Here is a 13,973-nt window from a genome sequence, read left to right as displayed (position 1 = left end):
GGTGAGGCCGGTGACCAGGTGACGCTGGACGATGTAGAAGAACCCGGACGCGGGGAGGGCGATGAGCACGGAGGTGGCCGCCATCAGGTCCCACTGGTTGTCGTGCTCGCTGATGAAGGTGGTCAGTCCGACGGCGAGGGTGTACTTGTCGTCGCCGAGCATGAGGACCGACGCGTAGGCGACCTCGCCCCAGGCGGTGAGGAAGGTGTAGAAGGCCGCCACCGCCAGGCCCGGCCGCGCCAGCGGGAGGATCAGCCGGTAGAAGGTGCCGAACGGGGTGAGGCCGTCGACCCGGCCGGCTTCGTCGATCTCCTGCGGGATGGTGTCGAAGTAGCCCTTGAGCAGCCAGGCGCAGTACGGCACCGCGGTGGTGCAGTAGACCAGGATGAGCGCCCAGTAGGTGTCCAGCAGGTCCAGGCCGGCCAGGATGTTGTACAGCGGCACGATCAGGATGGCGACCGGGAACATCTGGGTCACCAGGAAGGTCCACATCAGCTGCCGGTGGCCGGGGAAGCGCATCCGGGAGACCGCGTAGCCGGCGCTGGCGGCGATGAACACGCCGAGCACGCAGGTGCCCAGGGCGACGATCATGGAGTTCACGAACCACTGCAGGAAGTTCGTGTCGCCGAGCACCTTGGTGTAGTTCTCGAAGCTGAACTTGCCCGCGATCGCGGCCGGGTGGAGGAAGTCGGTCTTGTCCGGGCCGAAGGAGACCCAGGCGATCCACAGGACCGGGAAGGCCGCGATGAAGCTCGCGAAGAGCAGGACGGCGTGGATCAGCACCGAGGCGCGGCGGCTGCGCTCCCCGCGGCCCCGGGGCCGGCGTCCGGCGGAGGTGCGCGAGCCCGCGGCGGGGCCCGGGTGCTGGGTGGCTCCCGTGACGGGAAGGTCTGCGGTGGTGCTCATGGGGGGTGGCTGCCTCTCTCTCGTCGTGGCTGGTGTCCTGGCCGGGCCGGCCGTCAGGCGGTGGCGTTCTCGTTGCGGGCCAGCCAGCGCCGGTAGACGGAGGCGAAGACGATGAGCATGGACAGGATGATCACGCCGTACGCGGCCGAGCCGGCGTAGTCGCGCGGGTCCTGCCCGAAGCCGAGGCGGTAGGCCCAGGTGACCAGGATCTGGGCGTCCTGGCCCGCACTGGCGCCGAACAGCAGGAAGATGACGACGAACTGGTTGAAGGTCCAGATGACGCCGAGCAGGATCACCGTGCTGCTCACCGAACGCAGCCCGGGGAGGGTGACGAAGCGGAAGCGCTGCCACGGGGTGGCGCCGTCCATCTCGGCGGCTTCGTACAGCTCGCTCGGGATCGACTGCAGGCCGCCGAGCAGCGAGACCATCATGAAGGGCACGCCGACCCAGGTGTTGACGAGGATGGCGGAGGTCTTCTGCCAGAAGGAGTCGCTGAGCCAGGCGGGCGTGGGCAGGTGGGCCCAGTCCAGCACGGTGTTCAGGATGCCGCCGTCGTCGGCGAGGATCAGCCGCCAGGAGAAGACGGTGACGAAGGTGGGGACGGCCCAGGGCAGGATCAGGACCATCCGGTAGAAGGTGCGGCCGCGCAGCTTGCGGTTCAGCAGCATGGCGAGGCCGAGGCCGAGGCCGTAGTGCAGGGTGACGCAGATCACGGTCCAGAGGATGGTCCAGGTGAAGTGCGGCCAGAACTGGTGGTCCGCCCCGGAGAGGATCTCCGTGTAGTTCTTGAAGCCGACCCAGGAGAAGGAGTCCGGGATCTTGTTGACGCCGATCGTCCGCCCGACGTTCTGGCTGTTGGCGTCGGTCAGCGACAGGTAGATGCCGCGGACCAGGGGGTAGAGCACCAGCACGCCGATGACGGCGACGACCGGCGCCACCATGGCCCAGGCATACCAGTTGCGGTTGTACGACTGCCGGATGCGGCTGAGCGGACCGGGGCGCGGCGCGGCGCCACGCTTGGTCTTCCGGGTCCCGCCCTGGACGGCGACGGTCATCTTCGGCACCTTTTCGAGAGGTTCGCAGAGGTTGGTACAGCCGCGTCACGCGGCGGGGAACCATTGCGTGCGGACGCGGGCGGGCCGTCCGGCCCGCCTCCCGGCTTCGGGGAGGCGGACCGGACGGCTCAGGGCCTTACTGGAAGTCCTTGACGAGCTTCTTGTAGGCCTCGGCGGTCGCGTCCAGACCCTTCTGGGTGCTGACCTTGTTCTGGAGGATGTTGGTCAGGCCGGTGTTGAAGTCGGCGAACAGCGAGCTGTACTCCGCCAGCTCCGGACGCGGGCGGGCGACGTCGGCGAGGATCGACTGGAAGTCGGCGACACCGGGAGCGGCCTTGACCTCGGCGGTGTAGGCGGAGGTGCGGGTCGGCAGGGTGCCGTTCTTCAGCGTGATCTTGGCCTGGGCCTCACCCGAGGTCATGAAGCCGACGAACTTCTGGGCGGCCTCCTGGTGGGCCTTGTCCGAGCCGGCGTAGACGGCCAGGTTGTGGCCGCCGGTGGGGGCGCCGGCCTTGCCGGTGGAGCCGGCCGGGACGGAGGAGATGCCCAGGTTGGCCTTGTCGGAGAAGGCCGCACCCTCGTAGATGTTGGTCAGCTCCCAGGGGCCCTGGATGATCATGGCGACCTTGCCGGTCTTGAACGCGTCCTGCATGTGGGCGTAGGAGTCGGCGGTCACGTCCAGCTTGTGGACACCGGGGGAGGCGAGCACGGACTTGCTCACGTCGACGGCCTTGACGGCCTCGGGCGAGTTGATCGTGATCTTCTTCGCCGCGGCGTCGACCATGTCGGTGCCCTCACCGAAGAGGAAGGGCAGCTCGTAGTACGAGTCGGCGCGCATCCAGAAGCCGTCGACCTTGTCCTTCGCCTTGACCGCCTTGGCGACGGCCTTCAGCTCGTCCCAGGTGGCGGGGGCCTTGTCGAAGCCGGCCTTCTTCAGCAGCTCCTTGTTCCACATCAGCGCGAGGGTGTCGGTGACGATGGGGGCACCGTAGGTCTTGCCCTCGTACTGGGCCTGCTTGAGCAGGGACGGGTTGATGTCGTCCTGGTTGTCCAGCGCCGGGGTGCCGTCCAGCGGCGCGAGGAACTGGGACTTCGCCCAGGAGGCGGTCCAGCCGACCTCGGCGCGGATGACGTCCGGGGCGCCCTTGCTGCCGGCGGCCGTCTGGAACTTGTTCTGCGCCTGGTCGAACGGGACGTTGACGTACTTGACCTTGATCTTCGGGTTGGCCTTCTCGAAGTCCGCGATCAGGGCCTTGTAGGTCGGCGCCTCGTTCGTCGCGTTCGAGGTGTCCCACCAGGTGACGGTGACGGGACCGCCGGCCTTGTCACTGCCGCCGTCGTCGCCGCCGCAAGCCGTCGCCGCAAGCCCGAGCGCCGCAACCAGCGCGGTGGCCGCTATGCCACGCCGCATGTGATCTCCTCCAGGATGAAAGCCCGTGATGGTGCGGGGCGCGTAAACGCGTCCCTCCTGCCGACTGCGCCATTGCGGCCGCCGGGCTGTCGAGGAACGTAACAGGGATGAAAGCCCGACGAAAGGCCTTGCTGCAAAGACTTGCAAGATCTTCCGATCGTTACATCCGTGTGTCCTCGCAGTTGCACAGAGGAGACGTGACGTGGGAATCTCAGCAGCCTGGAAACCGTTGCACGATCTTCCGCAAATTCTTGAAAGGCATTGCCGATCGAGCGGTGGATCGGAATCATCGGCAGGGACCGGCGCCGACTCACGAGGGACCGACATGACCCAAGAGCTCGCCTCCGCCATCCACGACGCGACCGACGAGACCCCGGCCACCCCCGAGGAGCGCGCGCCCGGCTGGTGGCGCAGCGCCGTCATCTACCAGGTGTACGTCCGCTCCTTCGCCGACGGCGACGGTGACGGCGTGGGCGACCTGCCCGGCATCCGGGACCGGCTGCCGTACCTGGCGGAACTGGGCGCGGACGCGGTCTGGCTGACCCCCTTCTACGCCTCGCCCCAGGCGGACGGCGGCTACGACGTCGCCGACTACCGCAGCGTCGACCCCCTCTTCGGCTCCCTCGCGGACGCCGACGCGCTCATCCGCACCGCCCACGAGCTGGGCCTGCGCGTGATCGTCGACATCGTCCCGAACCACACCTCCGACCGGCACGCGTGGTTCCGGGCGGCGCTCGCGGACCGGCGCGGGGGGCCGGCCCGCGAGCGCTACCACTTCCGCCCCGGCAAGGGCGAGCACGGCGAACTGCCGCCCAACGACTGGGAGTCGGTCTTCGGCGGCCCCGCCTGGACCCGGGTCGCGGACGGCGACTGGTACCTCCACCTCTTCGCGCCCGAGCAGCCCGACCTCGACTGGGACCACCCGGAGGTCCGCGCGGAGTTCGACGCCGTCCTGCGCTTCTGGCTGGACCTGGGCGTCGACGGCTTCCGCATCGACGTCGCCCACGGCATGGTCAAGGCGGCCGGCCTGCCCGACATCGGTCACAAGGAGCAGGTCAAGATGATCGGCTCGCAGGTGCTCCCCTTCTTCGACCAGGACGGGGTGCACGAGATCCACCGCGCCTGGCGCCGGCTGCTCGACTCCTACTCCCCCGGCCCGCGGCACGAGGCGCTGCCGGCCGAGCGCATCGGCGTCGCCGAGGCCTGGGCGCCCAACGCCGGGCGCATGGCGCTGTACGTGCGCCCCGACGAGCTGCACCAGGCCTTCAACTTCCATTTCCTGCAGTGCCCGTGGGAGGCCGGGGCGATGCGCGCGGTGATCGAGGAGTCCCTCGCCGCCACCGTCTCCGTCGGCGCCCCCACCACCTGGGTGCTCTCCAACCACGACGTCGTCCGGCACGTCACCCGCTACGGCGGCGGCGCGACCGGGCTGCGCCGGGCCCGGGCCGCGGCGCTGCTGATGCTCGCGCTGCCCGGTTCCGTATACGTCTACCAGGGCGAGGAGCTGGGCCTGCCGGAGGTCACCGACCTGCCGGACGAGGTCCGCCAGGACCCCTCCTTCTTCCGCGACAACGGCCAGGACGGACTGCGCGACGGCTGCCGGGTGCCGATCCCGTGGACCACCGACGGCCCCAGCCACGGCTTCGGCCCGGCCGGCAGCTGGCTGCCGCAGCCCGCGGGCTGGGGCGGGCTGAGCGTCCAGGCGCAGGCCGGCGACCCCGACTCCACGCTGGAGCTGTACCGCTCGGCCCTGCGGCTGCGCCGTGAACTGCCCGGCCTCGGCGACGGTCCGATGCGCTGGCTGGACGCCCCCGAGGGGGTGCTGGCGTTCTCCCGGCCCGGCCTGGTGTGCACGGTCAACGTCAATCCGGCGCCGGTCGAACTCCCCGTGCCAGGGCGGCCGGTGCTCTCCTCGGAGCCCGTCGCGTTCGCCGGCGGATCCGTCCGTCTTCCGGCTGATTCGTGCATCTGGTGGGCGATCTGAGATGCGACCGGTACAGTCCAATCCTGTGACCGCAAGGCTTGCCGACATCGCAGCCCAGGCGGGGGTGAGCGAAGCGACCGTCAGCCGTGTCCTCAACGGCAAGCCAGGGGTCTCCGCCGCCACCCGTCAGTCCGTGCTGGCCGCCCTCGACCTGCTGGGGTACGAACGGCCGGTTCGGCTGCGGCAACGCAGCGCCGGGCTGGTCGGACTCATCACCCCGGAGCTGGAGAACCCGATCTTCCCGGCCTTCGCCCAGGTCATCGGGCAGGCCCTGACCCGGCAGGGGTACACCCCGGTGCTGGCCACCCAGACCCCGGGCGGCTCGACCGAGGACGAACTCGTCGAGATGCTCGTCGAGCGCGGCGTCGCCGGGATCATCTTCGTCTCCGGGCTGCACGCCGACTCCACCGCCGACGTGGGGCGCTACGACCGGCTGCACGGCCAGGGCGTGCCCTTCGTCCTGATCAACGGCTTCTCCGGCAAGATCAAGGCGCCGTTCGTCTCGCCCGACGACCGCGGTGCGATGCGGCTGGCCGTCACCCATCTGGCCGCACTCGGCCACGAGCGGATCGGACTGGCGGTCGGTCCCAAGCGGTTCGTCCCCGTGCAGCGCAAGATCGAGGGCTTCCTGCGCAGCATGGAGGAGGTGCTCGGCATACCCGCGGACGAGGCGGCCGACCGTATCCAGCACTCGCTGTTCACCCTCGAGGGTGGCCAAGCGGCCGCCTCCGGCCTGATCGACTCCGGCTGCACGGCCGTGGTGTGCGCCTCCGACATGATGGCGCTCGGGGCCGTGCGCGCCGCGCGGCAGCGGGGGCTGTCCGTCCCCGGGGACGTCTCCGTCGTGGGCTTCGACGACTCCCTGCTCATCGCCTTCACCGATCCGCCGCTCACCACCATCCGGCAGCCCGTCACGGCCATGGGCCAGGCCGCCGTGCGCGCGCTGCTGGAGGAGGTCGGCGGTACCCCGGCCCCGCACAGCGAGTTCGTCTTCCTGCCCGAACTGGTCGTCCGCGGTTCTACGGCATCAGGTCCCAAGGCGGGGGCAGCCGTACCCGCGCAGCAGTCGGCCGGGAGGCGTACGCGGGATGCACGCAATCCCACCGGGGGTTGATCGGACGGCACGGGACCGCATGGCAGACTATCGCCCCATGGGGGAATCGACCGCGAAGATCATGGCCCACCGCAGTGGCGGGGTATCACCGCGCTCCATCGATTCCCGTGACACCGATGGAGCGACGGCGGGCAACGGGCTGCTGGCACCACGCCGGCCCCGGCTGTGGTTCGAGATCCTGTTGATCGCCGTCAGCTACTGGATCTACTCACTGGTACGCAACGCCGTGCCGGAGCAGCAGGACGACGCCATGCGGAACGCGAGCCACGTCTGGTACCTGGAACGGTCCCTCGGGCTCGCCTTCGAGCACGCGCTCAATCAAGCCGTGAACTCCGTGACGTGGCTCATCGTCGGTATGAACTACTACTACGCGACGCTCCACTTCGTCGTCACCCTCACAGTGCTCGTCTGGCTCTTCCGCAGGCACCCCGGGCGCTACGCGCCCACCCGCCTGGTGCTCTTCGTGACGACCGGCATCGCGCTGCTCGGATACTACTTCTTCCCCCTGGCGCCGCCCCGGCTGATGGAGGGCGGCGGCTTCATCGACACCGTGAAGATCCACCACACCTGGGGGTCGATGGCGTCGGGCGACCTGGCGCACGTCTCCAACCAGTACGCGGCCATGCCGTCGATGCACATCGGCTGGTCGCTGTGGTGCGGCATCACCATTGCGATGCTCGCGCGGTGGGCCTGGGTGCGGGTGCTGGGCGTGCTCTACCCGGTCGTCACCCTGCTCGTCATCGTCTCCACCGCCAACCACTTCTGGCTCGACGCCGCCGGCGGCACGCTCTGCCTCGGTGTCGGCTTCGCCGCCTCCTGGGCGGTCTACGGTGGCCTCGCCTACCGGTTGCCGCGCCAGGTGCGGGTCGCCACGGCGTAACCGGACGGCGGCACGGGCTACGTGCCGTAGAAGAGGCGCTCCACCACCGCGCGGGCGCGGCGCGTGGTGCGGCGGTACTCCTCGACCATGTCGCCCACGTGGCCCGGCTCGTGGCCGAGATAGCGCCCCACCGCGGCCAGTTCCTTCCCGTCGCCGGGGAAGGTGTCGCCGGCGCGGGCCCGCACGAGCATGACGGCGTTGCGCATCCGGCTCGCCAGGATCCAGGCGGCGTCCAGGACCTCGGCGTCCTCGGCGGGCACCAGTCCCGCCGCCGCGGCCGCGGCCAGAGCCGACCGGGTGCGGGTGGTCCGCAGCCCGGGGAACCGCGCGCCGTACTGCAGCTGCAGCAGCTGCACGGTCCACTCGACGTCGCTGAGCCCGCCCCGCCCCAGCTTGGCGTGGGTCGTCGGGTCCGCGCCGCGCGGCAGCCGCTCGGCCTCCATGCGGGCCTTGAGCCGGCGGATCTCGCGGACCGCCTCCTCCGGGAGCCCGTCGGCCGGATAGCGCAGCGGGTCGACGAGGCCGATGAAGCGGTGGCCCAGGTCCTCGTCGCCGGCGACCGGTTCGGCGCGGAGCAGGGCGTGGCTCTCCCAAACCAGCGACCAGCGCCGGTAGTACGCGGCGTACGAGCCGAGCGTGCGCACCAGCGGTCCGCTCTTGCCCTCGGGGCGCAGGTCGGCGTCGATGAGCAGCGGCGGGTCGGTGGTGGGGATCTGCAGCAGCCGGCGCAGCTCGTTGGCGACCTTGAGCGCGGAGCGGGCGGCCCGGTGCCCGTCGACACCCTCGTGCGGCTCGTGGACGAACAGGACGTCCGCGTCGGAGCCGTAGCTCAGTTCGTGGCCGCCGAAGCGGCCCATGCCGATCACGGCGAACCGGGTCGGCAGGGGCTCCCCCTCGGCCGCCTCCACGGCGCCCACCGCGGCCTGCAGGGCCCCGGTGACGGCGGCGGCGTTGAGATCGGTGAGGGCGGCGCCGATGGCGTCGGGGTCGTCGCGGTGGACTCCGACGAGGTCCGCGGCCGCGGTGCGGAACAGCTCGCGGCGGCGTACCCCGCGGACCGCGGCGACGGCCTGCTCGGCGGAGTCCGCGCGGTGGACCGCCGCCAGCACCTCCTGGTCCAGAGCGGCGCGGGTGCGAGGTTGGAGCCCCTCGTCGTCGGCGAGCAGGGCGACCGCCTCGGGAGCCCGCATGAGCAGGTCGGGGGCGAGCCGCCCGGAGGACAGTACCCGCGCGAGGTTGACGGCGGCGGCGCCCTCGTCCCGCAGCAGCCGCAGGTACCAGGGGGTGCGGCCCAGCGCGTCACTGACCTTCCGGAAGTTCAGCAGACCGGCGTCGGGGTCGGCGGAGTCGGCGAACCAGCCGAGCAGCACGGGCAGCAGGGTCCGCTGGATGGCGGCCTTGCGGCTGACCCCCGAGGCCAGCGCCTCCAGATGGCGCAGGGCGGCGGCGGGGTCCGCGTAGCCGAGCGCCTCCAGGCGCTGCTTGGCCGCGTCCGTGGACAGGCCGACCTCGCCGGGGGCGAGCTGGGCGACCGCGTCGAGCAGCGGCCGGTAGAAGAGCTTCTCGTGCAGACGGCGCACCTCCCGCGCGTGCCGCCGCCACTCCCGCTGCAGCTCCGTCACCGGGTCCGCCCGGAAGCCCAGGGAGCGGCCGAGCCGCCGCAGGTCGGCCACGTTTTCCGGCACCAGGTGGGTGCGGCGCAGCTTGTGGAGCTGGATGCGGTGCTCCATCGTCCGCAGGAAACGGTAGGAGGTGTCGAGCGCCGCCGCGTCCGCCCGCCCCACGTAACCGCCGGCGGCCAGCTGGGACAGCGCCGTCAGGGTGGTGCCGCTGCGCAGCGTCGGGTCGGTGCGGCCGTGCACGAGCTGCAGCAGCTGGACCGCGAACTCCACGTCCCGCAGGCCGCCGGGGCCGAGCTTGAGCTCCCGGTCCAGGTGCGCGACGGGGATGTTCTCCACGACCCGGCGCCGCATCTCCTGCACGTCCTGGACGAAGTGCTCGCGTTCGGCGGCCTGCCACACCATGGGCGACAGCGCCTCGACGTACTCCTGGCCGAGCGCCGGGTCGCCGGCGACCGGGCGGGCCTTGAGCAGCGCCTGGAACTCCCAGGTCTTGGCCCAGCGCTTGTAGTAGGCCAGATGGCTGGAGAGGGTGCGCACCAGCGGGCCGCGCCGGCCCTCGGGGCGCAGATTGGCGTCGACCTGCCAGATGCTGCCCTCGACGGTGGTGTCGGAGCAGACCCGCATCATGCGCGAGGCCAGCCGGGTGGCGGCCTGCAGCGCCATGGCCTCCTCGGCGTCGGGGCGGGCCTCGGCCACGAAGATGACGTCGACGTCGGAGATGTAGTTGAGCTCGTGACCGCCGCACTTGCCCATGCCGATCACCGCCAGCCGGCACAGCGCGGCGTCGGCCGGCGCCTCCGCCTCGGCCATGGCCAGGGCGGCGCGCAGCGTCGCGGTGGCGAGGTCGGCGAGCTCCGCGGCGGTCTGCACCAGGTCGCTGGTGCCGCACACGTCGCGGGCGGCGATGCCCAGCATGCAGCGCCGGTAGGCCACGCGCAGCGACTCGGGATCGTCGGCCCCGGCCAGCCCCCGCTCGAACTCCGTGGTCCCCGGGTGCAGGTCGGCGTGCTCGTAGGTGACCAGGGCGTGCCAGTCGCGCGGATGCCGGGTCAGGTGGTCGGCCAGGGCGGCGGAGGCGCCGAGCACCCCGAGCAGCCGGTCGCGCAGCGGCTTGGCCGTGGTGAGCGTGTCGAGGAGGGTGCGCCGCTCCCCGGGGTCGAGGGCCTCGACGAGCCGTACGAGGGAGGCGAGCGCCTGGTCGGGGTCGGCGGTGGCGCCCAGCGCGTCGAGCAGGACCGGGTCGCTGCGGACCGGGGCGAGCTGCTCGCCGCCCAGCAGCGCCTCGGCGGCCACGGCGTCGCCGAAGCCGTGCCGCAGCAGCCGCCCGAACCTGGTGTCCCGTCGCCCTTCCAGCACGCCGCCTGCCTTTCCCGGTGCTCCCGGCCGGCCCGATCCGCCCTAGAGAGAGTATCCGCCCTGCCCTGGCTCCGTTACCTGGCGGTATGCCCGCTTCGGCACTGATCGTCCCGCGGTGTGAGGCCGCTCTGGTCCATCTGGTATAAAGCGCTTGCCGTTTCAGAGGTTTAAAACATCAATCACCGGTACCCACGGCTACCCAGGGGTGGGACGGGGCGGGGAAGAGAACATGCGACGAATACGTCTGCGCGGGCGTGCCTGGCTCGCGGTCGGGGCGGTCGTGCTCGGAGGGGCCGGTGTCATCACCGCCGCGTCCGTGGCGAGCGGCCCGGAGGGAACCGCCTCGTCGGCGGCCTCGAAGGGACCGGTGCCCAGTGCGGTCCAGTCACTCGACCTCAAGGGCGAGGGCGGGGAGCGCACCCTGTCGCGGCGCGAGACCGAGACCTTCGGCCTGCTCGGTGTGACGTGGGACGACCCGCGCACCAAGTTGGACGGAACGGTACAAGTGCGCACCCGTTCCGTGAAGACCGGCGCGTGGTCCGACTGGCACTCGGTCGACCCGCACTACGACGACGCTCCCGACCCGAAGACCGAGGGCGCCACCCGGGGCGGTTCGGCCCCCCTGTACGTGGGCCTGTCCAACGGCGTCGAACTCAAGGTCGTCTCCGAGGACGGCGCTTCCGGCACCCTCCCCAAGGGGCTCCAACTGGAGCTGGTGGGTGACGCCAAGAAGAGCCGCACCGACGTCGCCATGGCACCGGTCGCCTTCGCGGCGGACGCCGAGGACACCACGAGCCCACAGGCCGACCCCTCCGTGACCGACTCGCCGTCCGACACCGCGACGCCGGACCCGGCCGATTCCTCGCCGAGCGACACGGCGGCCCCGTCGACCTCGGCCCCGGCCCCCGGCTCCTCGGCGTCCACGAGTGCGCCCACGAGTGCGTCACCGAGCACGTCCCCGAGCACGTCCACCTCCCCGTCGCCGAGCTCGACCCGGCCGACCGCCCCGGCCTCCACCGTGGCGAAGCCGGCCATCGTGAGCCGGGCCGGCTGGGGTGCGGACGAGTCGAAGCGGGAGGCCGGCGATCCGTCCTACGCGGACAAGGTGAACGTGGTCTTCGTCCACCACACCGACACCGCCGCCAGCTACAGCTGCGCCGACTCGGCCTCGATCGTGCGGTGGATCTACGCGTACCACCTGTCGCAGAAGTGGCGCGACATCGGCTACAACGCCCTCGTCGACAAGTGCGGCACTCTCTTCGAGGGCCGCTACGGCGGCCTGGACCTGCCGGTCATCGGAGCGCAGACCTACGGCTTCAACACGCGCAGCTGGGGTATCGCCACGATCGGCACCTTCCAGGTCATCAACGGCGTCCCGGCCACGCCCATCTCCTCCAAGATGCTCGGCTCGATCGCGGCGCTGTCCGCGTGGAAGCTCGGCCAGTACGGGATCAACCCCAACCCCGGCAGCAAGACGCAGACCCTGGTCGAGGGCGCGAAGGACAGCCCGCCGTGGGTCTACGGCAAGTCGTACACGTTCAACCCGATCTCCGGGCACCGCGACGGCTTCGCCACCGCCTGCCCCGGCCAGAACCTCTACGACAAGCTGGCCACCATCCGCTCCTACGCGGCCGCGGTCGCCGCGCCGACGCTGAACGGGGTCAGCGGCGCCACGCTCTCCGGGTCCTCGTACTACACCAAGAGCACGGCGACGGTCTCGTGGAAGGAGTCCACCCCGTACACCGTCGTCAAGCGGTTCGAGGTCCTGGTCGACGGCGCCGTCGCGGCCACCGCCTCCCGGACCGCCACCTCCGCGGCCATCACGGTCCCGGCGGGCAAGCACACCGTGACCGTGCGCGCCGTCCACATCAACAACAAGACGGCGACGTCGGCGAGTTCGTACAGCGTGGTCGGCGACACGACGAAGCCCACGTTCACCACCGCGCCCGCGGTGAAGATCCGCAACGCCACGGTGTCCAGCACCGCCGTGCCGGTCTCCGTGACCTGGAAGGCCGCCGACAACGGCGCGCTCAAGAGCGTCGCGGCGACCGCCCCCAGCACGGCCACCTTCGGCCCGACCACCACCTCGTGGAGCACCTCGGGCAAGGTGAACACCGCGGTCACGTACAGCCTGAAGGCCACCGACGCCGCCGGTAACTACACCACCGCCTCGGTGAGCCGCACGGCGGCGATCCTGCAGGAGACCTCGGCGACGAAGTCCGGTACCTGGTCGACGAAGAGCTCCACCAGTTACCTCGGCGGGAAGTCGTACACCTCGTCCTCGAAGAACGCCAGCCTGACCTGGACGTTCACCGGCCGCTCGGTCGGCTGGGTGGTCTCCCGGGCCTCGACCTCCGGCCAGGCGTACGTCTACGTCGACGGGGTCAAGGCGGCAACGGTGGACCTCAAGTCCTCCACCACCGCCTACCGGCAGACGATCTGGTCCAAGACCTGGAGCACCAGCGCCAAGCACACGCTGAAGGTCGTCGTCGTCGGCACCTCCGGCCGCCCGGCGATCACCACGGACGGCATCACGTACGTCAAGTGACGTCCTGACAGCAAGGGCCCGGGGAGCGCGAGTTGCGTTCCCCGGGCCCTTTTGCCTGCGCTTGACCTCGAGATCCGGAACGTAGCCACCGTTCCCCGGACCTTCACCTCCGCGGCGCTTCGGGCGTCCACGGCCCCCTTCTAACCTGGCGCGGCGCCAATCCCCCGTCCCCCTTCCCGGAGGTCCGCCGTGTCCGGCTGGTCCCTGCCCCGCCCCCGTCGCGCCGTTACCGCCCTCACTTCCGTCCTCGGCGTCGCCGCCGCCTCCCTCGGCTTGTGGGCCGGGCTCGGCGGCGCCGAGACCGCCCACGCGGCCGGCAGCGTCCCGAACCCCGACCACGTGGTCGTGGTGATGTTCGAGAACCACGCCTACAACCAGGTCATCGGAAGCTCCAGCGCCCCCTACATCAACAACACCCTGAAGGCGGGCGGCGCCAGCCTGACGCAGTCGTACGGCGTCACGCACCCGAGCCAGCCCAACTACCTGCAGATCTTCTCGGGAAGCAACCAGGGCGTCACCGACGACGGCTGCTACACCCCCGGCTTCAGCTCCAAGCCCAACCTCGCCTCCGAGCTGATCGCCGCCGGCAAGAGCTGGGCCAGCTACAACGAGACGCTGCCCAGCCAGGGTTCGACCACCTGCAGCAGCGGCGACTACGCCCGCAAGCACAACCCGTGGTTCGCCTTCAGCAACGTCCCGACCTCGACGGCGAAGACCTTCGCGCAGTTCCCGACCGACTTCACCACCCTGCCCAAGGTCTCCTTCGTGGTGCCGAACCTGTGCAGCGACATGCACGACTGCTCGGTGTCCACCGGTGACACCTGGCTGAAGAACAAGCTGGGCGCCTACGCGACCTGGGCGAAGACCCACAACAGCCTGCTCGTCGTCACCTTCGACGAGGACAACCGGCTGAGCGGCAACAAGATCCCGACCGTGCTGTACGGCCAGCCGGTCAAGGCCGGTTCGTCGTCCGCGACGACCTACAACCACTACGACATGCTCCGCACGCTGGAGGACCTGGCGGGTCTGAGCACGCACGCGGGCAACGCCGCCTCCGCCTCCGACATCACCGGCATCTGGGCGAGCTGAGGCCGGCG

Annotated in this window: 9 protein-coding genes; 5 read left to right on the top strand and 4 right to left on the bottom strand. The window is 70.9% G+C overall.

Translation table 11 applies throughout. The features are described 5' to 3' along the window. The 3 genes from AC3EUJ_RS35980 to AC3EUJ_RS35970 form a co-directional block, all read right to left on the bottom strand. Positions 1-906, bottom strand: a 906-nt coding sequence (locus tag AC3EUJ_RS35980; RefSeq protein ID WP_431969037.1) for a sugar ABC transporter permease, incomplete at its 3' end; no start/stop codon positions are given. 53 nt (positions 907-959) lie between these two features. Further along, positions 960-1,961, bottom strand: a complete 1,002-nt coding sequence (locus AC3EUJ_RS35975) for a carbohydrate ABC transporter permease (protein WP_431969035.1) — start codon at positions 1,959-1,961, stop codon at positions 960-962. Positions 1,962-2,097: 136 nt separating this feature from the next. Continuing rightward, a complete protein-coding gene (locus tag AC3EUJ_RS35970) occupies positions 2,098-3,372 on the bottom strand; it encodes an extracellular solute-binding protein (protein ID WP_431969033.1) in 1,275 nt (424 codons plus the stop codon). Between the two features lie 325 nt (positions 3,373-3,697). Here AC3EUJ_RS35970 and AC3EUJ_RS35965 point away from each other — a divergent pair, with 325 nt between their 5' ends. From AC3EUJ_RS35965 to AC3EUJ_RS35955, 3 genes are read left to right on the top strand one after another with little or no spacing between them, the layout of a single operon-like run. Beyond that, positions 3,698-5,356 (top strand): glycoside hydrolase family 13 protein, encoded by a 1,659-nt coding sequence (locus tag AC3EUJ_RS35965; protein WP_431969031.1) that lies wholly within the window; start codon positions 3,698-3,700, stop codon positions 5,354-5,356. 25 nt (positions 5,357-5,381) lie between these two features. After that, positions 5,382-6,470: a LacI family DNA-binding transcriptional regulator gene (locus AC3EUJ_RS35960; protein WP_431969029.1), complete on the top strand. Its 1,089-nt coding sequence runs from the start codon at positions 5,382-5,384 to the stop codon at positions 6,468-6,470. A gap of 37 nt (positions 6,471-6,507) precedes the next feature. Further along, positions 6,508-7,350, top strand: coding sequence for a phosphatase PAP2 family protein (locus AC3EUJ_RS35955; RefSeq protein WP_431969027.1), 843 nt, complete (start codon positions 6,508-6,510; stop codon positions 7,348-7,350). A 17-nt stretch (positions 7,351-7,367) separates the two neighbouring features. On the opposite strand, the gene AC3EUJ_RS35950 is transcribed toward AC3EUJ_RS35955, so the two are convergent. Continuing rightward, positions 7,368-10,328 (bottom strand): bifunctional [glutamine synthetase] adenylyltransferase/[glutamine synthetase]-adenylyl-L-tyrosine phosphorylase, encoded by a 2,961-nt coding sequence (locus tag AC3EUJ_RS35950; RefSeq protein ID WP_431969025.1) that lies wholly within the window; start codon positions 10,326-10,328, stop codon positions 7,368-7,370. Positions 10,329-10,557: 229 nt separating this feature from the next. Between AC3EUJ_RS35950 and AC3EUJ_RS35945 the strand changes: the two genes are divergently transcribed. Further along, the gene (locus AC3EUJ_RS35945) at positions 10,558-12,876 is read left to right on the top strand and encodes a peptidoglycan recognition protein family protein (RefSeq protein ID WP_431969023.1); all 2,319 of its coding nucleotides are present in this window, start codon (positions 10,558-10,560) and stop codon (positions 12,874-12,876) included. 189 nt (positions 12,877-13,065) lie between these two features. Further along, positions 13,066-13,965: an alkaline phosphatase family protein gene (locus AC3EUJ_RS35940; RefSeq protein WP_431969021.1), complete on the top strand. Its 900-nt coding sequence runs from the start codon at positions 13,066-13,068 to the stop codon at positions 13,963-13,965. Positions 13,966-13,973 lie beyond the last annotated feature (8 nt).

Source organism: Actinacidiphila sp. bgisy160, assembly GCF_057707815.1.
This window is presented reverse-complemented; position numbering and strand designations above follow the sequence as displayed.

What these genes read in the sequence shown, in the direction of transcription:
- AC3EUJ_RS35975 (WP_431969035.1), bottom strand. Translation starts at nt 1,961, where the DNA reads ATGACCGTCGCCGTCCAGGGCGGGACCCGGAAGACCAAGCGTGGCGCC.
- AC3EUJ_RS35970 (WP_431969033.1), bottom strand. Translation starts at nt 3,372, where the DNA reads ATGCGGCGTGGCATAGCGGCCACCGCGCTGGTTGCGGCGCTCGGGCTT.
- AC3EUJ_RS35955 (WP_431969027.1), top strand. Translation starts at nt 6,508, where the DNA reads ATGGGGGAATCGACCGCGAAGATCATGGCCCACCGCAGTGGCGGGGTA.
- AC3EUJ_RS35965 (WP_431969031.1), top strand. Translation starts at nt 3,698, where the DNA reads ATGACCCAAGAGCTCGCCTCCGCCATCCACGACGCGACCGACGAGACC.
- AC3EUJ_RS35945 (WP_431969023.1), top strand. Translation starts at nt 10,558, where the DNA reads ATGCGACGAATACGTCTGCGCGGGCGTGCCTGGCTCGCGGTCGGGGCG.